The 17,327-nt window shown below is 73.1% G+C and carries 17 protein-coding genes, 1 pseudogene and 1 riboswitch; of the genes and pseudogenes, 7 read left to right on the top strand and 11 right to left on the bottom strand.

The annotated features are described in order from the left end of the window. Positions 1–23: 23 nt before the first annotated feature. Positions 24–2,075, top strand: coding sequence for a HelD family protein (locus tag ACFWP2_RS02655; protein WP_380447562.1), 2,052 nt, complete (start codon positions 24–26; stop codon positions 2,073–2,075). A 91-nt stretch (positions 2,076–2,166) separates the two neighbouring features. Here the strand turns inward: ACFWP2_RS02655 and ACFWP2_RS02650 are convergent, their stop codons facing one another. From ACFWP2_RS02650 to ACFWP2_RS02640, 3 genes are all read right to left on the bottom strand, one after another. Further along, the gene (locus ACFWP2_RS02650; protein ID WP_380447560.1) at positions 2,167–2,853 is read right to left on the bottom strand and encodes a copper homeostasis protein CutC; all 687 of its coding nucleotides are present in this window, start codon (positions 2,851–2,853) and stop codon (positions 2,167–2,169) included. 98 nt (positions 2,854–2,951) lie between these two features. Then, on the bottom strand, positions 2,952–3,908 hold the full coding sequence (locus ACFWP2_RS02645) for a hypothetical protein (protein WP_380447558.1): 957 nt from the start codon (positions 3,906–3,908) through the stop codon (positions 2,952–2,954). Next, on the bottom strand, positions 3,905–4,288 hold the full coding sequence (locus ACFWP2_RS02640; protein WP_380447556.1) for a PadR family transcriptional regulator: 384 nt from the start codon (positions 4,286–4,288) through the stop codon (positions 3,905–3,907). The genes ACFWP2_RS02645 and ACFWP2_RS02640 overlap by 4 nt, the downstream gene beginning before the upstream one ends. A 66-nt stretch (positions 4,289–4,354) precedes the next feature. Here ACFWP2_RS02640 and ACFWP2_RS02635 point away from each other — a divergent pair, with 66 nt between their 5' ends. Beyond that, complete coding sequence (locus ACFWP2_RS02635; protein ID WP_380447554.1) at positions 4,355–5,086, top strand: hypothetical protein; 732 nt, start codon at positions 4,355–4,357, stop codon at positions 5,084–5,086. A gap of 129 nt (positions 5,087–5,215) precedes the next feature. On the opposite strand, the gene ACFWP2_RS02630 is transcribed toward ACFWP2_RS02635, so the two are convergent. The 5 genes from ACFWP2_RS02630 to thrC all read right to left on the bottom strand — a co-directional run bounded on the left by ACFWP2_RS02630 (position 5,216) and on the right by thrC (position 9,947). Continuing rightward, positions 5,216–5,572 carry a hypothetical protein gene (locus ACFWP2_RS02630; protein ID WP_380447552.1) on the bottom strand — a complete coding sequence of 119 codons (357 nt, stop codon included), beginning with the start codon at positions 5,570–5,572 and terminating at the stop codon, positions 5,216–5,218. 113 nt (positions 5,573–5,685) lie between these two features. Continuing rightward, on the bottom strand, positions 5,686–7,308 hold the full coding sequence (groL, locus tag ACFWP2_RS02625) for a chaperonin GroEL (RefSeq protein ID WP_270144962.1): 1,623 nt from the start codon (positions 7,306–7,308) through the stop codon (positions 5,686–5,688). Positions 7,309–7,632: 324 nt separating this feature from the next. Beyond that, positions 7,633–7,836 (bottom strand): cold-shock protein, encoded by a 204-nt coding sequence (locus ACFWP2_RS02620; protein WP_030289665.1) that lies wholly within the window; start codon positions 7,834–7,836, stop codon positions 7,633–7,635. 524 nt (positions 7,837–8,360) lie between these two features. Beyond that, positions 8,361–8,639, bottom strand: a complete 279-nt coding sequence (locus ACFWP2_RS02615) for a MoaD/ThiS family protein (RefSeq protein WP_380447549.1) — start codon at positions 8,637–8,639, stop codon at positions 8,361–8,363. 27 nt (positions 8,640–8,666) lie between these two features. Then, entirely contained in the window at positions 8,667–9,947 is a 1,281-nt protein-coding gene (gene thrC / locus ACFWP2_RS02610; RefSeq protein WP_380447547.1) for a threonine synthase, read from the bottom strand. Between the two features lie 16 nt (positions 9,948–9,963). Continuing rightward, positions 9,964–10,098: riboswitch (SAM riboswitch) on the bottom strand. A 111-nt stretch (positions 10,099–10,209) separates the two neighbouring features. On the opposite strand from thrC, the gene ACFWP2_RS02605 reads away from it, so the two are divergent. Both ACFWP2_RS02605 and ACFWP2_RS02600 read left to right on the top strand, forming a co-directional pair. Then, on the top strand, positions 10,210–11,247 hold the full coding sequence (locus ACFWP2_RS02605) for a glucosyl-3-phosphoglycerate synthase (RefSeq protein ID WP_380447545.1): 1,038 nt from the start codon (positions 10,210–10,212) through the stop codon (positions 11,245–11,247). Between the two features lie 61 nt (positions 11,248–11,308). Continuing rightward, positions 11,309–12,775, top strand: a complete 1,467-nt coding sequence (locus tag ACFWP2_RS02600) for a trehalose-6-phosphate synthase (protein ID WP_380447543.1) — start codon at positions 11,309–11,311, stop codon at positions 12,773–12,775. Here the strand turns inward: ACFWP2_RS02600 and otsB are convergent. Continuing rightward, on the bottom strand, positions 12,762–13,601 hold the full coding sequence (gene otsB, locus ACFWP2_RS02595; protein WP_380447541.1) for a trehalose-phosphatase: 840 nt from the start codon (positions 13,599–13,601) through the stop codon (positions 12,762–12,764). The two genes, ACFWP2_RS02600 and otsB, sit on opposite strands and share 14 nt — an antisense overlap. A 122-nt stretch (positions 13,602–13,723) precedes the next feature. After that, on the bottom strand, positions 13,724–13,969 hold the full coding sequence (locus ACFWP2_RS02590; protein ID WP_380447539.1) for a DUF3263 domain-containing protein: 246 nt from the start codon (positions 13,967–13,969) through the stop codon (positions 13,724–13,726). A gap of 102 nt (positions 13,970–14,071) precedes the next feature. Between ACFWP2_RS02590 and ACFWP2_RS02585 the strand changes: the two genes are divergently transcribed. Next, positions 14,072–14,422 carry a cupin domain-containing protein gene (locus ACFWP2_RS02585; RefSeq protein ID WP_380447537.1) on the top strand — a complete coding sequence of 117 codons (351 nt, stop codon included), beginning with the start codon at positions 14,072–14,074 and terminating at the stop codon, positions 14,420–14,422. Positions 14,423–14,514: 92 nt separating this feature from the next. Here ACFWP2_RS02585 and ACFWP2_RS02580 read toward each other — a convergent pair whose 3' ends face one another. After that, positions 14,515–15,795 carry an extracellular solute-binding protein gene (locus ACFWP2_RS02580; protein WP_380447535.1) on the bottom strand — a complete coding sequence of 427 codons (1,281 nt, stop codon included), beginning with the start codon at positions 15,793–15,795 and terminating at the stop codon, positions 14,515–14,517. Between the two features lie 368 nt (positions 15,796–16,163). Here ACFWP2_RS02580 and ACFWP2_RS02575 point away from each other — a divergent pair, with 368 nt between their 5' ends. Both ACFWP2_RS02575 and ACFWP2_RS02570 read left to right on the top strand, forming a co-directional pair. Next, a complete protein-coding gene (locus ACFWP2_RS02575) occupies positions 16,164–17,111 on the top strand; it encodes an ROK family protein (RefSeq protein WP_380447533.1) in 948 nt (315 codons plus the stop codon). Further along, a pseudogene (locus tag ACFWP2_RS02570) lies at positions 17,108–17,327 on the top strand (N-acetylglucosamine-6-phosphate deacetylase); the annotation flags it as partial. The gene ACFWP2_RS02575 and the pseudogene ACFWP2_RS02570, both read left to right, overlap by 4 nt.

The raw sequence follows: 17,327 nt of genomic DNA, 5'->3' as shown, positions 1-17,327 counted from the left end.
CGGGGCAGCCGGGAAGGTTCGCTGTGCCCGCCACCCCCACCACCGACCCCCTCCAGCGCGAGCGCGACCACCTGGCCGCGTCCCGGGCCGCGCTGCGCGCCATGCGCGAGGACGTCGAGTCGCTCGACATCCGTGACGTGACCGGCACCTGGGTCACCGCCCTCATCCTCCAGAACCAGATCGAGGCCAGGATCGCCGCCCTGGCCGACCTCTCGCACACCCCGCTGTTCTTCGGCCGCCTCGACTACCTCCACGCGGTCAGCGAGGAACTGAGTGAGGGCAGCGGAGGGGAGAGCTTCTACATCGGCCGCCGGCACGTCCACGACGCCGACGGCGACCCGATGGTGATCGACTGGCGCGCGCCGGTCTCCCAGCCGTTCTACCGGGCCAGCCGCACCGAGCCGATGGACGTCGAGCGCCGCCGCCGCTTCGGCTACACCGGCGGCGAGCTCACCGCCTACGAGGACGAGCACCTCAGCGATCCGGCCGAGGGCGACACCACCTCCGCCCTGCTCGCCGCCGAGATCGAGAAGCCCCGCGTCGGCCCGATGCGCGACATCGTCGCCACCATCCAGCCCGAGCAGGACGAGATCGTCCGCTCCGACATCACGGGCACCATCTGCGTCCAGGGGGCGCCCGGCACCGGGAAGACCGCCGTCGGCCTGCACCGCGTCGCCTACCTGCTGTACGCGCACCGCGAGCGCCTCGCCCGTACCGGCACCCTGGTGATCGGGCCGAACAACGCCTTCCTCTCCTACATCGAGCAGGTGCTCCCGGCCCTCGGCGAGCTGGACGTCGCCCAGGCCACCGTGCAGCAGCTGGTCGGGCACGTCGAGGTGCGGGGCGAGGACGACCCGGAGGCGGCCCGGCTGAAGGGCGACGCCCGGATGGCCGAGGTGCTGCGCCGGGCGGTGCGCTCGGGCATCACGCTGCCCGCCGAGCCCTGCGTGGTGGTCCGCGGCTCCCGCCGCTGGCGCGTACCGGCGTACGAACTGGTCGAGATCATCGAGGAGTTGAAGGGCCGCGAGGTCCGCTACGGCGCCGCCCGGGACGCCCTGCCGCAGCGCATCGCGCACACCGTGCTGCTGAAGATGGAGCAGGGCGGCGAGGCCCCGGACGACCGGGTGCAGGACGCGGTGGCCCGCAACAGCGCCGTCAAGGCGGTGGTCAAGGAGTGCTGGCCGGCCGTCGATCCGGCGAAGCTGGTCCTGCGGCTGCTCTCCGAGCCCGAGTTCCTCGCCGAGTGCGCCGAGGGCGTGCTGACGCCCGAGGAGCAGCGGGCGGTGCTCTGGCCCAAGCCCGGCCGCTCGGTGAAGACCGCCCGCTGGACGGCGGCCGACGCCGTCCTGGTGGACGAGGCGACCGACCTGGTGCAGCGCACCCCCTCGCTCGGGCACGTGGTGCTGGACGAGGCCCAGGACCTCTCCCCGATGCAGTACCGCGCGGTCGGCCGCCGCTGCACCACCGGCTCGGCGACCGTCCTCGGCGACCTCGCCCAGGGCACCACCCCGTGGGCGACGGCGAGTTGGCCGGAGGCGCTGCGCCACCTGGGCAAGCCGGAGGCGCACATCGAGGAGCTGACCAAGGGCTTCCGGGTGCCGGAGGAGGTCATCGCGTACGCCTCCCGGCTGCTCCCGGCGATCGCCCCCGGCCTGGCCCCGGCCTCCTCGGTCCGCGAGGCCCCCGGATCGCTGGCGATCCGCCGGATCACCGACGGGGACACCACGGAGGCGGTCCTGGCGGCCTGCCGGGAGGCGCTGGAGCACGAGGGCTCGACCGGCCTGATCGCCGCCGACGCCCGCATCCCGCGGCTCGCCGAGGCGCTGACCGCCGCGGGCCTGCCGCACCTCTCCCCCGGCGCCGAGACCAGCGCGCAGGCCCGGCTCACCCTCGTCCCGGCCTCACTGGCCAAGGGCCTGGAGTACGACTACGTGGTGCTGGACGAGCCGGCCGCGGTGATCGCCGGGGAGCCGGACGAGCGGACCGGCCTGCGGCGGCTGTACGTGGCGCTGACCCGCGCCGTCTCCGGGCTGACGGTGCTGCACGGCAAGCCCCTGCCGGAGCAGTTGCGGTAGGGCGCGGGAGGGCCGGTCGGTCGACCGGCCCTCCCACCCGGGCACCCGGCACCGCCGCTGGGCACCGCCGCTCGGCACCCGGCACCGCCGCTCAGGCGTCGATCAGCCCCCGCCACTCGGCGACCTTGGCCGCGTCCACCGGCGTCCGCCAGCCGTCGACCCGCACCGCGCCGCCGACGTGGAAGGCGTCGAAGCCCTCCGCCCGCAGCTCCTTCAGGTGCTCGGCCCGCAGGCCGCCGCCGATCAGGATCCGCTGGCGGTACCCGGGCTCGCCGGCCCGGGCCAGCTCGGCCGACAGCACCTCGCGCCCGGTGTCCACCCCGGCGGCCGCGCCGGAGGTGAGGAAGGTGTCCAGGCCGGGCAGCCCGCCGACGGCGGCCCGCAGGGCGGCCCGGTCGGCGCTGTGGTCGATCGCGCGGTGGAAGGTCCAGCGGCAGCCGGCGATCGCCTCGGCGACGGTCGTGGTGGCGGCCAGGTCCACGGCGCCGCCGGCGTCGAGGAAGCCGAGGACGAACTCCTCGGCCCCCTCGGCCCGCAGCGCGGCGGCCCGGGCGCACAGCTCGTCCAGGTCGCCGGGGGCGAAGCCGTCCCGGATCCGCAGCATGACGCGCAGCGGGATGCCGACGGCGGCCCGGATCCGGCCGAAGTCCTCGACCGAGGGGGTGAGCCCGTCGGCGGCCATGTCGGTGACCAGTTCGAGCCGGTCGGCGCCGCCCGACTCGGCGGCCTGGGCGTCCTGGGGCGTCAGCGCGATGACTTCGAAAATTGGTCTAGACATATTCGACAGCCTGCCACATCCGCCGGGCCCCGGCGACTCCCGGGGACGCCGAGGGGGCCGATCCGGTCACGCCGGAACGGCCCCCTCGAAGCTCCCGGTCACGCGGGCCCGTGGACCCCCGCGACCGCCTCCCGCCGCCCGGACCGGTGCACCGCCGCCGCCACCAGCACCAGCAGCGCCACCGTCGGCGTCGCGGCCGGAAGCAGGTGCGAGATCCCGCGGGACTCGCGCCAGATGTTGAACAGGCACCCGGGCCCGGCCAGCACCAGCGTCGCCATCCCCACGGCCGCCGGCGTCGCCCGCCCGCGCAGCCCCGCGAAGGTCAGCAGCAGCGGGCCGATCAGCAGCGCCACGAACCACGGCAGGTCCAGCGGGAAGGTGGTGTCGTCCCAGCCCTGGGCCGCCTCCAGCAGCCCTCCCACGGCCGTCGAGGCGAGCACCAGGCCGCCGGTGCGCCAGGTCGGCCGGGGCAGCAGGTCGGTCGGCGCCGCGACCAGCAGCAGCGCGGCCACCACGAACGGCAGCGAGGCCATCCCGATGTAGCCGGTCCACCACGCGTCGAAGGAGGAGACCCAGACGGCCTCCGCCATGGCGTACAGCCCCACGGCCCCCAGGACCAGCGCGCCGCACCGCACCGCCGTCCACCGCCCGAGGAGCACCGCCACCAGGAGCAGCACGGCGGCCACCGGCCGGCAGAACGCCGCGAAGTAGACCTTGTACGGGTCGTCCCAGGAGAGCCAGACGGCGATCCGGTCCGCGGTGCCCACCCAGGCCACCAGCGTGGCACCGGCCACCGCGCCGGCGAGCATCGGCGCCAGCAGCGCCAGCAGCCGCCCGGCCGCCGAGGCCCCGGTCAGCCCGAGCCGCACCCGCAGCCCGTACCCCGCCAGGCCGAGGAGCTCCCGGATGACCGCCAGCCGGCCGCCCTCCGCCGCCGTGTCGGCGAACACCTCGGCCAGCTCCTCGCCGCGCTCGCGGCGGTAGCGCTCGGGGTAGAGCTGGAGCGCGGCCCGCAGCACCGCCGACGGCGCCGCGCCGATCGCCGGCGTGCTCATGAGAGGCCTCCCCCCGCCGCGGGCCGCCCCTGCGACCCGGCCTTGCCCGGCAGCATCGAGCGGAGCCGGCTCAGCCGGCGCTCGGCCTCGGTGGCCACCGCCCGCAGCCGCTCCGCCTCGGCGGCCAGCGCGTCCCGGCCGGCCTCGGTCAGCGCGTAGCTGCGCCGGGCACGGCCGTCCACCACCTCCTCGGCGGCGACCTCGATCAGGCCCTGGCCCAGCAGCCGGTCGAGCGCCCCGTAGAGGGTGCCGGTGCGCATCTTGACCCGGCCGTCGGAGATCGCGGCGATCTCCTGGATGAGCGCGTAACCGTGGCGCGGGGCGTCGGCCAGCGCGGTGAGCAGCAGCAGCGTGGGCTCCTGCATGGAGCGTTCTGTCATACGACTACATATATCGTCAACCTACCTATGGGTCCAGTGCCCGGCCGGGCCGCCACAATGGTCGCCATGCCGACCACCGAACCCGCCCCGGCCGCCGGACCCGCCCCGACCGGCGAACACGACCAGGCCGCCGAACCCGCCCCGGTCACCGAACACGACCAGGCCGCCGAGGACCCGCTCGCGGACCTGCTCACCGCCTGGACCGCGCTGCTGCACCGCTGCGGCGCCGCCGTCGACCCCGAACCGTACGGCCGGGAGCTGCTGCGCCGCTGGTCGGAGCCCCAGCGCCGCTACCACACCGCCACGCACCTGCGCGCCGTGCTGGAACGCGTCGACGAGCTGGCCGGGCACGCCGCCGACCCGGAGGCCGTCCGCCTCGCGGCCTGGTTCCACGACGCCGTCTACCGCCCCGACCGCACCGAGAACGAGGAGCGCAGCGCCGCCCTGGCCGTCCGCGCGCTGACCGCCGCCGGGCTGCCCGCCGAGCGGGTCGCCGAGGTCGGGCGCCTGGTGCTGCTCACCGTCGGCCACGACCCGGCCCCCGGCGACCGCAACGGCGAGGTGCTCTGCGACGCGGACCTCGCCGTCCTCGGCGGCACCCCCGAGGCGTACGCGGCGTACGCGGCCGCCGTCCGCGAGGAGTACGGCTTCGTCCCCGCGCCGGACTTCGCGGCCGGCCGGGCCGCCGTCCTGCGCCACCTGCTCGCCCTGCCCGCGCTCTACCGCATCCCGGTCGCGCGCGAGCGCTTCACGGCGGCCGCCCGCGCCAACCTGACGGCCGAACTCGGCACCCTCTGACGGGCCGGAACCCGGCACCCCCCGACGCCCGTCAGCCTCCGACACGGCCTCCGACGCCCGTCAGCCCCCGGCACCCGTCAGCCCCACCGCCCGGCACCGTACCCGCGGCCGGCGCGAGCCGGCCCCCGGTCACCCGAGCTTCCCCACCGGTGCCACCACCGCACCCTGCTTGCCGCACACCCAGTGCGGGTCCGGCCCCAGCTCGGGTTCCACGCTCAGGGCGTGCGGGTCCCCGTCGGCCGCGCAGTCGGCGCACAGCGGCCAGCGCCCGTACGCCTCCAGCAGCGCGTCCTGGACGTCCTGGGCGACCAGCCCGAGCACGTACTCGGTGCCGTCCGGCCACTGCTCCAGCCACCAGCGGCGGTGCGTCACGGCCTGTTCCACCAGCGAGACGACGGCGGCGTCCGCCACGTCCCGCGCGGTGAGGTCGGCCAGGATCAGTGCCCGCGCGTTGTGCAGGGCGGTCTCGATGTCGTCGGCAGCCATCCGTCCATCCTCTCCTCAAGTCCCCCGAACGCCGAAACGCCGTGTGGGCGGCCCCCCGAAGGGAGCCGCCCACACGGACGGGGAATCAACCGATCCGATCGAAGCGATCAGGATCAGAAGTCCATGTCACCGCCCGGCATGCCGCCGCCGGCGGCCGCGGCGGCCTTCTCCGGCTTGTCGGCGATGACGGCCTCGGTGGTGAGGAACAGCGCCGCGATGGAGGCGGCGTTCTGCAGCGCCGAGCGGGTGACCTTGGCCGGGTCGATGATGCCCTCGGCGACCAGGTCGACGTACTCGTTGGTGGCGGCGTTCAGGCCGTGACCGGCGGGGAGGTTGCGCACCTTCTCCACCACGACGCCACCCTCCAGGCCGGCGTTGGTCGCGATCTGCTTGATCGGGGCCTCCAGCGCGACCTTGACGATGTTGGCACCGGTGGCCTCGTCGCCGTCCAGCTCCAGCTTGTCGAAGGCGACACCGGCCTGCAGCAGGGCGACGCCACCACCGGCGACGATGCCCTCCTCGACGGCGGCCTTGGCGTTGCGGACGGCGTCCTCGATGCGGTGCTTGCGCTCCTTGAGCTCCACCTCGGTGGCCGCGCCGGCCTTGATGACGGCCACGCCGCCGGCCAGCTTGGCGAGGCGCTCCTGGAGCTTCTCGCGGTCGTAGTCCGAGTCGCTGTTCTCGATCTCGGCGCGGATCTGGTTCACGCGGCCCGCGACCTGCTCGCTGTCGCCGCCACCGTCGACAATGGTGGTCTCGTCCTTGGTGATGACCACCTTGCGGGCGGTGCCCAGCAGGTCGATGCCGGCGTTCTCCAGCTTGAGGCCGACCTCCTCGGAGATCACGGTGCCACCGGTGAGGATGGCGATGTCGCCGAGCATGGCCTTGCGGCGGTCACCGAAGCCCGGGGCCTTGACGGCGACGGACTTGAAGGTGCCACGGATCTTGTTCACGACCAGGGTCGACAGGGCCTCGCCCTCGACGTCCTCGGCGATGATGACGAGCGGCTTGCCGCTCTGCATGACCTTCTCCAGCAGCGGGAGCAGGTCCTTGACCGAGCCGATCTTGGAGTTGGCGATGAGGATGTACGGGTCCTCGAAGGTCGCCTCCATCCGCTCCAGGTCGGTGGCGAAGTAGGCGGAGATGTAGCCCTTGTCGAAGCGCATGCCCTCGGTGAGCTCGAGCTCCAGACCGAAGGTGTTGCTCTCCTCGACGGTGATGACGCCTTCCTTGCCGACCTTGTCCATGGCCTCGGCGATGAGCTCGCCGATCTGGGTGTCGGCGGCCGAGATGGAGGCGGTGGAGGCGATCTGCTCCTTGGTCTCCACGTCCTTGGCCTGGGCCAGCAGCTGGTCCGAGACGGCGGCGACGGCCTTCTCGATGCCGCGCTTCAGGGCCATCGGGTTGGCGCCGGCGGCGACGTTGCGCAGACCCTCGCGAACCAGGGCCTGGGCGAGCACGGTGGCGGTGGTGGTGCCGTCACCCGCGACGTCGTCCGTCTTCTTGGCGACCTCCTTGACGAGCTCCGCACCGATCTTCTCGTACGGGTCCTCGAGCTCGATCTCCTTGGCGATGGAGACACCGTCGTTGGTGATCGTGGGGGCGCCCCACTTCTTCTCCAGCACGACGTTGCGACCCTTGGGGCCGAGCGTGACCTTCACTGCGTCGGCGAGCTGGTTCATGCCACGCTCAAGGCCGCGGCGAGCTTCCTCATCAAAGGCGATGATCTTGGCCATCAGAAGTGGTCCTCCGGGACACGGTCGACTGCTCGGACCAAGGGGTGCCCGCGACGGACGGCCCTGGTGCGCGGAGGTCCATTCCCCTACCGCTCCCGGGGGCCTCACCGACCCGGTCCGCTGTCACTCTCACACTGTGAGTGCTAACGCCAATGATTAGCACTCCGGGTGGTCGAGTGCAAGCCCAATCGACCGATCCGCGAGCCGCCGACGGGGCCGCCCGGGAACGCCGACGGGCCCGTGCGACTCGCGTCGCACGGGCCCGTCGAGAAGCGAGAGGTCACCAGCCGTAGGGCCGCGCCGAGCTCCTGGGGTCGGAAGGGGTCAGACCGCCGCGCGGACCATGTCCGCCTGCGGGCCCTTCTGTCCCTGGGAGATCTCGAACTCGACCCGCTGGCCCTCCTCGAGGGTGCGGTAGCCGTCCATCTGGATCGCGCTGTAGTGGACGAAGACGTCCGCACCACCGTCGACCGCGATGAAGCCGTAGCCCTTCTCCGCGTTGAACCACTTGACGGTGCCCTGAGCCATTCCGAACTCCCCTAGTGCTGTGCTGGCCCTTCACGCGCCCGCAGGTCGCGGGCCCGGGTTGGTTGAAGGCCGGCCCGGGGAACCCCCCCTGGGCGCAGCCGTGCACGCCGCAACCCTCCGTGCAGGACGCCAGGCGGCTTCCGGCGAGCGGGTGATTGCGTCGACCGCCGCTGAATGTATCCGGATCGACGCCCTCTGCAACAGGGCCAGCCACCGGTAATTCCGCCCGGCCGGCAAGGGACAGGACGGGCCGAATCGGAATAATCTCGGCATTCCACGCCGGACATAGCGGACGAATTACCCAAATGTTTACGGGAATTCTGACATCCGCCTGACAGGTTTCACGGGGCCGGGCGCTCCCGGGCCGAGCACTGCGGGAGCCGAAAAGGAATCCATGTTCCCAGCCGAGCCACACTCTACTCCGACTCGACCGGGATATATTCCCGCCGAAATACAGCGGTCGCCCGCGCGTACGGAGACCGGAATTCCGTACGCGCGGGCGACCGCGGGTTCTCGCAAACTGCTCAGCAGCCGCCGGCCACCGCCGGGATGATCGAGATGCTGGCGCCGTCCTTGATCTCGGTCGCCAGGCCCTCGGCGAAGCGCACGTCGTCGTCGTTCACGTAGACGTTCACGAAGCGCCGCAGCTTGCCGGTGTCGTCCAGGATGCGGGCCGAGATGCCCGCGTGGTTCCTCTCCAGGTCGGCGACGACCTCGGCCAGGGTGGCACCCTCGGCGGTCACCTCGGCGGCGCCGCCGGTGTAGGTGCGCAGGATGGTGGGAATGCGGACGTTGGCGCTCATGACTCTCCTTGCTGGGGCGGGGGTGGTTCAGGCGGACGCGAGGCCGGCGGCGCGGAACGAGTCCAGCGTCGGGCGGATGACGGCGCTCATCCCGGCGTCGGAGACGGCGTCCAGGGTCTTCAGGCCGTCACCGGTGTTGATCGCGACGGTCTCCTTGGCCGGATCCAGCTGCCCGGTCTCGACCAGCTTCTTCAGCACGCCGACGGTCACCCCGCCCGCGGTCTCGGCGAAGACCCCCTCGGTCCGCGCCAGCAGCCGGATCGCCGCCACGACCTCGGCGTCCGTGACGTCCTCCACCGCGCCGCCGGTGCGGCGGGCGATGTCCAGCACGTACGGGCCGTCGGCCGGGTTGCCGATCGCCAGCGACTTGGCGATGGTGTTCGGCTTGACCGGCTTGATCACGTCCCGGCCGGCCTTGAACGCGGCCGACACCGGCGAGCAGCCCTCGGCCTGGGCGCCGAAGACCTTGTACGGCCGGTCCTCGACCAGACCGAGCCTGATCAGCTCCTGGAGGCCCTTGTCGATCTTCGTCAGCTGCGAGCCCGAGGCGATCGGGATCACGATCTGCTCCGGCAGCCGCCAGCCGAGCTGCTCGCAGATCTCGTACGCCAGCGTCTTGGAACCCTCGCCGTAGTACGGCCGCAGGTTCACGTTGACGAAGCCCCAGCCCTCGCCGGCCGGGTCGCCGATCAGCTCCGAGCAGAAGCGGTTCACGTCGTCGTAGTTGCCCTCGATGCCGACCAGCTCGCCGCCGTACACCCCGGCCATGACGACCTTGCCCTGCTCCAGGTCGTGCGGGATGAACACGCAGGACCGGAACCCGGCCCGGGCCGCCGCCGCGCCCACCGCGCCGGCCAGGTTGCCGGTCGAGGAGCAGGACAGCGTGGTGTACCCGAACGCCCGGGCCGCCTCGATCGCGCACGCGACCACCCGGTCCTTGAACGAGTGCGTCGGGTTCCCGGAGTCGTCCTTGATGTGCAGCTGGGCGGTGAAACCGAGCTCCCGGCCCAGGTTGTCCGCCTTCACCAGCGGGGTCCACCCCGGGTTCAGGTTGGGCTTGGACGCGACGTCGGCCGGAACCGGCAGCAGCGGCGCGTACCGCCAGATGGACGCCGGACCGGCCTCGATCCGCTTGCGCAGCTCCTCGGCGCCCTCGCTGCCGAACTCGTAGGCGATCTCCAGCGGGCCGAAGCACTCCAGGCAGACGAAGCTGGGGCCGAGCGGGAAGCGGGTGCCGCACTCGCGACAGGACAGCGCGGCGGCGGGGCCGAGGTCGACGGAAACGGGTGCGGCGGTGTCGATAGCCATGACGGCGAGGCCTCTCTCCTCATCTTCCCCGTGGCGCGGTCGCGACACGGGCCGGAATTGGCACCTGTCCCGCCGGGGCCTGTCGACGACAGCTGGCGAGAAGGTTGCCGGGACGTCAACGGGCCGTTCCCTCAGTCCCTCTGGATGAGCTTGTGAAATTGTGGTGGTGCTCAACGGAGACCCCGGCGTGCAAAGGTCCGACCGCTGTACGAAGACTGTATCCGAAGGCGTCAATCCTGAACGGGACCGTCCGCCACGCGAGATGGCCCGTCCCACCGACCCCGCCGAGGAGACCTCCGTGCCCGCCGAACCGACTCCCGAGCTCCTCCCGCAGACGGCGTCCTGGCTGCGCCGCCGCTCCTGGAGCGCGGCCGACCGGCCGGTCCGCACCCTCCTCGCCGCCAAGGAACGCACCGGCCGCACCGTCAGCGTCGTCCTCCCCGCCCTGGACGAGGAGGCCACCGTCGGCGACATCGTCCGCACCATCCGCCGCGAACTGATGGAACGCCTCCCGCTCGTCGACGAACTCGTCGTCGTCGACTCCGGCTCCACCGACGCCACCGCCGCCGTCGCCGCCCAGGCCGGCGCCCGGGTCGAGCACCGCGACGCCGTCCTGCCCCGGCTGCCCGCCGTCCCCGGCAAGGGCGAGGTGCTCTGGCGCTCGCTGCTGGTCACCCACGGCGACATCGTCTGCTTCGTCGACGCCGACCTGCGCGCGTTCGAACCGACCCTGGTCTCCGGCATCATCGGCCCGCTGCTGACCGACGACTCCATCCAGCTGGTCAAGGCCATGTACGACCGCCCGCTGGAATCGGAGGGCGCCGTCCTGCCCGCCGGCGGCGGCCGGGTCACCGAACTCGTCGCCCGCCCCCTGCTCAACCTCCACTGGCCGGAACTCGCCGGTTTCGTCCAGCCCCTCGGCGGCGAGTACGCGGCCCGCCGCTCACTGCTCGAACGGCTGCCCTTCCCCACCGGCTACGGCGTCGAACTCGGCCTGCTGGTCGACGCCCTGGAACTGGCCGGACTGGACGCCCTGGCCCAGGTGGACGTCGGCGTCCGGCACCACCGCCACCAGGACGGCCAGGCCCTCGGCCGGATGGCCGCCACCATCTACCGGACCGCCCTGGAACGCCTCGACCGCACCCACCGCCTCAAGGCCTCCGCCGACCTCGTCCACCCCCACCTCACCCAGTTCACCCGCGACCCGGAGACCCGCGCCTTCACCGCCCACACCCACCCGGTGACCGCCCTGGAACGCCCCCCGATGCACACCGTCCCCGAATACGCGACCCGGCACTGACGGACCGTCTTCGACGGGCCCCACGGGTTTGCCACGCCGACCCCCCGGCAACATGCCAACCATGGGCGATCTCACGACCAACCGTTCGAGCGCGACCGGCACCGCCCCCGTCCTGGTGGCCTCCAACCGGGGACCGGTCTCCTTCGGCACCGCCGACGACGGCACGCTGACCCTGCGCCGCGGCGGCGGCGGCCTGGTCTCCGGCCTCTCCGCCATCGAGGACCCGAACGCCGTCTGGGTCTGCGCCGCCCTCGACGACGCCGACCGCAGAGCCGCCGCCGAGGCGCCCCGGGGCCGCCTCGACCTGGCCGGCCACGCGGTCGGCGGCCAGGCCGTACGGATGCTGGACATCGACCCGCAGACCTTCGCCCGCGCCTACAACGGCGTCGCCAACTCCACCCTGTGGTTCGTCCACCACCTGCTCTACGCGACCCCCACGGCACCCGCCTTCGACGCCGCCTTCCGCACCGAGTGGGCCGCCTACCAGGCCTACAACGAGGCCTTCGCCGAGGCCCTGGCCGCCGAGGCCGCCCCGAACGCCGCCGTCCTCGTCCAGGACTACCACCTCTCCCTGACCCCGGCGCTGCTCCGCGCGGCCCGCCCCGACCTGCGGATCGGCCACTTCTCGCACACCCCCTGGGCCCCGCCCGAGTACTACCGGCTGCTGCCCGACGACGTCGCCCGGGCCGTCCTCACCGGCATCCTGGGCGCCGACCGGGCCGGCTTCCTCACCGAGCGCTGGGCCCGCGCCTTCGCCGCCTGCTGCGCGGACCTCCTGGACGCCACCGTCGACCACGACGCGCTCACCGTCACCCTCGACGGTCGCACCACCGCCCTCGGCGTCCACGCCCTCGGCGCCGACGCCGACTTCCTGCGCGAGCGCGCCCACCGCCCCGACGTCGACGAACGCCTCGCCGTCCTGCGCCGGGCCGTCGGCGACCGCCGCACCATCGTCCGGGTCGACCGCACCGAGCTGAGCAAGAACATCGTCCGCGGCCTCCAGGCCTACCGGCACCTGCTCCGCACCCGCCCCGAGTGGCACGACCGGGTGGTGCACATCGCCTTCGCCTACCCCTCCCGCACCGACCTGGCCGAGTACCGCGACTACACGGCCACCGTCCGGCGCCTCGCCGAGGAGATCGACGCCGAGTTCGCCACCCCCGCCTGGCAGCCCCTGATCCTCCACGTCGACGACGACTTCCCGCGCTCCCTCGCCGCCTACCGCCTGGCCGACGTCGCCCTGGTCAACCCCATCCGCGACGGCATGAACCTGGTCGCCAAGGAAGTCCCGGTGGTCTCCGACAACGGCTGCGCCCTCGTCCTCTCCCGCGAGGCCGGCGCCCACGCCGAACTCAAGGACGACGCCCTCACCGTCAACCCGTACGACGTCATCGCCACCGCCGACGCCCTCCACGCCGGCCTCACCATGAGCGCCGAGGAGCGCGCCGACCGCACCAAGCGCCTGGCGGCGGCGGCCACCGCACTCCCCCCGCAGCAGTGGTTCCTGGACCAGCTCAACGCGCTGTGAGCGCCTCCCCCAAGGCCCCCAGCAGCTCCACCACACCCTCCGGCCCGGCGACCACCAGATCCGCCCGGTCCGCCAGCTCCCGCACCGGCGCGTCCCCCACCGCACCGGCGCACACCAGCACCCCGGCCACGCCCTCGCCCCGCAGCTTCTCCACGGCGGCGAAGGCCGCCACGTCCCCCAGGTCGTCCCCCGCGTAGAGCACCGCACGAGCCCCCCGCTCCCGCAGGAACCCGGTCAGCGCCGCCCCCTTGTCCACCCCCGGCGGCCGCAGCTCCAACACCAGCCGCCCGGGCTCCACCACCAGCCCGTACTCGGCCGCCAACTCCCCCACCGGTGCCCGCAGCAGCTCCAACGCCTCCTCCGGCGCCGCCGCCCGCCGGGTGTGCACGGCCACCGACCGGCCCTTGTCCTCCACCCACGTCCCCTCGGGCGCCCCCAGCCGCTCCAGCACCCCCGGCAACACCCCCCGCACCCGCGCCACCCCCGGATGCACCTCAGGCGCCGAAAGCTCCCCACCCTCCCACCGCTCGGCCCCGTAGTGCCCCAGCACCACCACCCCCGGCACCCCCGCGAACCCCCCGTACTCCACCGCCACCCCGGCCGGCCGCCCCGTCACCACCACCACGGCCCCCACCACCGACCCCAGCCGCCGCAACGCCCCCACCACCCCCGGATGCGCCCGCGCCTGCCCCGGATCCGCCACGATCGGCGCCAACGTCCCGTCGAAGTCCAACCCGATCACGGCGTCCCCGGGCGCCGCCAGGACGGCCCGCACCCCGTCCCGCCCGGCCTCGGTCCCCGGCACGAACATCTCTTCAAAGCCCATACCGAGCCCCTACCCCGGACCGCCCGCCTCCGCACCCACCCGGCGAGCGGGAGCACCCACCCCCGGAGCCGCCCCCGGCCCCCACCCTCCCGAGAGCCCCCCGTCCGGCCCGCTCCGGGCCATCACCGAGCCCCCCGCCGAGCCTCCCGCACCCGCCGCAACCGGTTCACCAACACCGGCGCATGCGCCAAAGCCGCCTCCCGGTCCAACAACCCGTTCAGCACCTGGTAGTACCGCGTAGAGGAGAGCCCCAGCTCCTCCCGGATCGCCCGCTCCTTCGCCCCCGCCGTACGCCACTGCCGCCCCTCCAGCGCCAGCACCGCCCGCTCCCGCTCGCTCAGCCCGCCCGGCTCACCCGGCTCACCCATCGACAACACCTCCGCCCACCACTACGGAGTGTCATTCTCCCGCGCGACCCCGACACACAGTGCTCGCCCCACCGCACCCCGCCCCCGACTACCGTCACCCCCATGACCACGCCCAGCTTCGCCGTGCACATCCCCACCGCCGACCTCGACCCCGATCCGCTCGACCCGGCGCAGATCGTCTCCGGCACCCCCGAGGTCACCGGCAAGGTGCTCTCCGAGTCCGCCGACGGCCGCCACCTGCGCGGACTCTGGCAGATCACCCCCGGTGTGGTCACCGACGTCGAGGCCGACGAGATGTTCGTGGTGCTCAGCGGGCGGGCCACCATCGAGGTCGAGGGCGGCCCGACCCTGGAGGTCGGCCCCGGCGACTGCGCGGTCCTGCGCGAGGGCGACCGCACCACCTGGACGGTCCACGAGACCCTCCGCAAGGCCTACGCCATCACGCTCCCCTGAAAACCCGCGCCCGCACCCGCCGGGGCTGAGGCCGGTCCCCCAGCCCAGCCCAGCCCAGCCCAGCCCCGGCCCGCCCGAGTCCAGCCCCGGCCCTACTGGCGAACCTTCGCCGCTTCCTTCACCGCCGCGTCCTGCAACCCCCCGAGCACCTGCTTCGGATCCCCCGTCACCGCCTGCCCGATCCCCGCCTTGATCCCGTTGCTGACCTCACCCCAGGCCGGGTCGCCGAACGGGTAGAAGCTCGCGTTGGTCAGCCCGACCGCGAACTGCTTGAGGTCCTCGTGCTTCGGGTCCGACGACATCTGGCCGAACGCGTCCTGGGTGACCGGCAGGAGGTTGTACTGCTCGTCGAACTTCAGCTGGTTGTCCTTGCCGTAGACGAACGACAGGAACTTCTTGATCTCGTTCTTGTGCCCGTTCGCCTTGAACGCCATCATCCAGTCCGCGACCCCGAGGCTTCCGGTCCGCCCCAGCCCGTCCTTCTTCGGGATCGGCGCCGTCCCGAAGTCGATCTTCCCGGCGGTCGCCATCCGCAGCAGCGTCGGATGCCCGTTCAGCATGGCGACCTTCCCGGCCGCGAAGTCCTGGAACACCGGGGTGCGGTTCATCTTGCCCGGGTCGGGGTACGTCAGCCCGGTGCTCACCAGGTTGTTCTTCAGCCAGCCGAAGGTCGCCTGGTTCTGGGCGCTGTCGATGGTGTAGTTGCCGACGTCGTCGGAAATGCTGCCGCCCCCGCTCAGCGTCCACAGCATCGACTCGGCCGGTGCCTCCTCCGGCCCCAGCGGCAGCCCGTACGGGGTCACCCCGGGCACCTTGGCCTTGATCTTCTCCGCGTCCTGCCGCAGCTCGTTCCAGGTGGCGGGCGGCTGGGTGATCCCGGCCTGCCGGAACATCGCCTTGTTGTAGAAGAGCACCCGCGACGAGGAGACGAACGGAATCCCGTACTGCGTCCCGAGCACCTGTCCGGCGTGCGCGAAGGTGTCCAGGAACCTGGCCTGGGTGTCCACCGAGAGCACGTCGGACGCCGGGTACAGCCGGTCCGCCGCGACCTGGTCCGCGAAGCCGCCGGTCTGGAGCAGGTCCGGCGACTTGCCGGCCGCGATCATGTCCTCGACCTTCTTGCCGATCTCGGTCCAGCTGTCCACCTCGACGCTGACCTTGATCCCCGGGTTGGCCGCCTCGAAGTCCTTGGCGACGGCGTTCCAGTAGTGCTGGGAGCCGGTCTCGGGGCTCTCCCCGTAGTCCGCCGCGACCAGCTTGAGGGTGACCGGCCCGCCGTCCTGCCCGCCGCAGGCACTGACCGCGGTGAGGACCAGTGCTCCGGCCAGCGCACCGCCGAGCACACGGGTGGGGACGTGGACGCGCCTGTTCAACGCGGGTACCGCCTTCGGGGGGATGAACGTGGGTGGACGTGGGTGGACACCGACCGGATCGGGGGAAATCCGGCGGAGGCGGCGCAACACTGCCAAACCCGCCGACCACTGGTCCACACCACTGCCCGGTCCCGCCCCGGTAGTTACCGAAGTGCGCGGAGTCATTGCACAATGCGCAACAAAACCCCCGCCCCCGCCCCGCTCCCCGGCTCGGTATCCCGCTCGACGCCCCTTCGTCCCCCGGCCCCGCCGCTCGGCGCAAAGCCCCGCACACCCCCGCAGCTGCGACAAAGCTCACCCAGTATGGACCAGACCAATCCGACAACTGGACTAGACCTCTTCGACCCGCCCAAGGGAAACTGTCCTCCGTGAAGCACGTCATCGCACTCGATGTAGGCGGCACCGGCATGAAGGCCGCGCTGCTCGCCCAGGACGGCTCCGTGCTGTTCGAGGCACGCCGACCGACCGGGCGGGAGCACGGCACGGACGCCGTCGTCGCCGCCATCCTCGACTTCGCCACCGACCTGGCGGACGAGGGCCGCAGCCGCTTCGGCGTCGCCCCGCTCGCGGCCGGCGTCGCCGTCCCGGGCACGATCGACGAGAAGAACGGCATCGCGGTCTTCTCCGCCAACCTCGGCTGGCGCGACCTCCCGCTGCGGGGGCTCCTCGGCGAGCGCCTGGCCGGACCGGACGGCGGCCCGATGCCGGTGGCCCTGGGCCACGACGTGCGCTCCGGCGGCCTGGCCGAGGGCCGGCTCGGAGCCGGCCGCGGCGTCGACCGCTTCCTGTTCATCGCCCTCGGCACCGGCATCGCCGGCGCCATCGGCATCGGCGGCCGGATCGAGGCCGGCGCGCACGGCTACGGCGGCGAGATCGGCCACGTCGTGGTGCGCCCGGGCGGCCCGCCGTGCGGCTGCGGCGCCCGCGGCTGTCTGGAGACGCTGGCCTCCGCCTCCGCCGTCTCCCGCGCCTGGGCCGAGGCCAGCGGCGACCCCGACGCCGACGCGGCATCCTGCGCCGCCGCGGTGGACGCCGGGGACGACCGCGCCCTCGCGGTCTGGCAGCTGGCCGTCGACGCCCTGGCGGACGGCATCGTGCTGGCCCAAAGCCTGCTCGACCCGTCCACGGTGATCGTCGGCGGCGGGCTGGCCGAGGCCGGCGACACGCTCTTCACTCCGCTGCGCGCGGCGGTCACCGAGCGACTGACCTTCCAGATGCCCCCGAAGGTCGTACCCGCCATGCTCAAAGACACCGCCGCTTCCCTGGGCGCAGGCCTGCTCGCCTGGGATCTGCTCTCGATGGAGGTGACCGCGTGACCACCGCGGACCGTGACCGTACTGCCCTGGCCGGCGCCCGACTGGTCCTGCCCGGCGGCGTCGTCGAGGGCGACCGCCTCGCCGTCGAGGGCGAGCGCATCGCCGCCTTCGGTGGCGACACCGAGCCCGGCGACCTCGACCTGACCGGGTACACCGTCGTGCCCGGCTTCGTCGACCTGCACGTCCACGGCGGCGGCGGCGCCTCCTACACCTCCG

The organism is Kitasatospora sp. NPDC058444 (genome assembly GCF_042721415.1).
Taxonomy (GTDB): domain Bacteria; phylum Actinomycetota; class Actinomycetes; order Streptomycetales; family Streptomycetaceae; genus Kitasatospora.
This window is presented reverse-complemented; position numbering and strand designations above follow the sequence as displayed.

What these genes read in the sequence shown, in the direction of transcription:
- ACFWP2_RS02650 (WP_380447560.1), bottom strand. Translation starts at nt 2,853, where the DNA reads ATGTCTAGACCAATTTTCGAAGTCATCGCGCTGACGCCCCAGGACGCC.
- ACFWP2_RS02645 (WP_380447558.1), bottom strand. Translation starts at nt 3,908, where the DNA reads ATGAGCACGCCGGCGATCGGCGCGGCGCCGTCGGCGGTGCTGCGGGCC.
- ACFWP2_RS02640 (WP_380447556.1), bottom strand. Translation starts at nt 4,288, where the DNA reads ATGACAGAACGCTCCATGCAGGAGCCCACGCTGCTGCTGCTCACCGCG.
- ACFWP2_RS02635 (WP_380447554.1), top strand. Translation starts at nt 4,355, where the DNA reads ATGCCGACCACCGAACCCGCCCCGGCCGCCGGACCCGCCCCGACCGGC.
- ACFWP2_RS02630 (WP_380447552.1), bottom strand. Translation starts at nt 5,572, where the DNA reads ATGGCTGCCGACGACATCGAGACCGCCCTGCACAACGCGCGGGCACTG.
- groL (WP_270144962.1), bottom strand. Translation starts at nt 7,308, where the DNA reads ATGGCCAAGATCATCGCCTTTGATGAGGAAGCTCGCCGCGGCCTTGAG.
- ACFWP2_RS02620 (WP_030289665.1), bottom strand. Translation starts at nt 7,836, where the DNA reads ATGGCTCAGGGCACCGTCAAGTGGTTCAACGCGGAGAAGGGCTACGGC.
- ACFWP2_RS02615 (WP_380447549.1), bottom strand. Translation starts at nt 8,639, where the DNA reads ATGAGCGCCAACGTCCGCATTCCCACCATCCTGCGCACCTACACCGGC.
- thrC (WP_380447547.1), bottom strand. Translation starts at nt 9,947, where the DNA reads ATGGCTATCGACACCGCCGCACCCGTTTCCGTCGACCTCGGCCCCGCC.
- ACFWP2_RS02605 (WP_380447545.1), top strand. Translation starts at nt 10,210, where the DNA reads ATGGCCCGTCCCACCGACCCCGCCGAGGAGACCTCCGTGCCCGCCGAA.
- ACFWP2_RS02600 (WP_380447543.1), top strand. Translation starts at nt 11,309, where the DNA reads ATGGGCGATCTCACGACCAACCGTTCGAGCGCGACCGGCACCGCCCCC.
- otsB (WP_380447541.1), bottom strand. Translation starts at nt 13,601, where the DNA reads ATGGGCTTTGAAGAGATGTTCGTGCCGGGGACCGAGGCCGGGCGGGAC.
- ACFWP2_RS02590 (WP_380447539.1), bottom strand. Translation starts at nt 13,969, where the DNA reads ATGGGTGAGCCGGGTGAGCCGGGCGGGCTGAGCGAGCGGGAGCGGGCG.
- ACFWP2_RS02585 (WP_380447537.1), top strand. Translation starts at nt 14,072, where the DNA reads ATGACCACGCCCAGCTTCGCCGTGCACATCCCCACCGCCGACCTCGAC.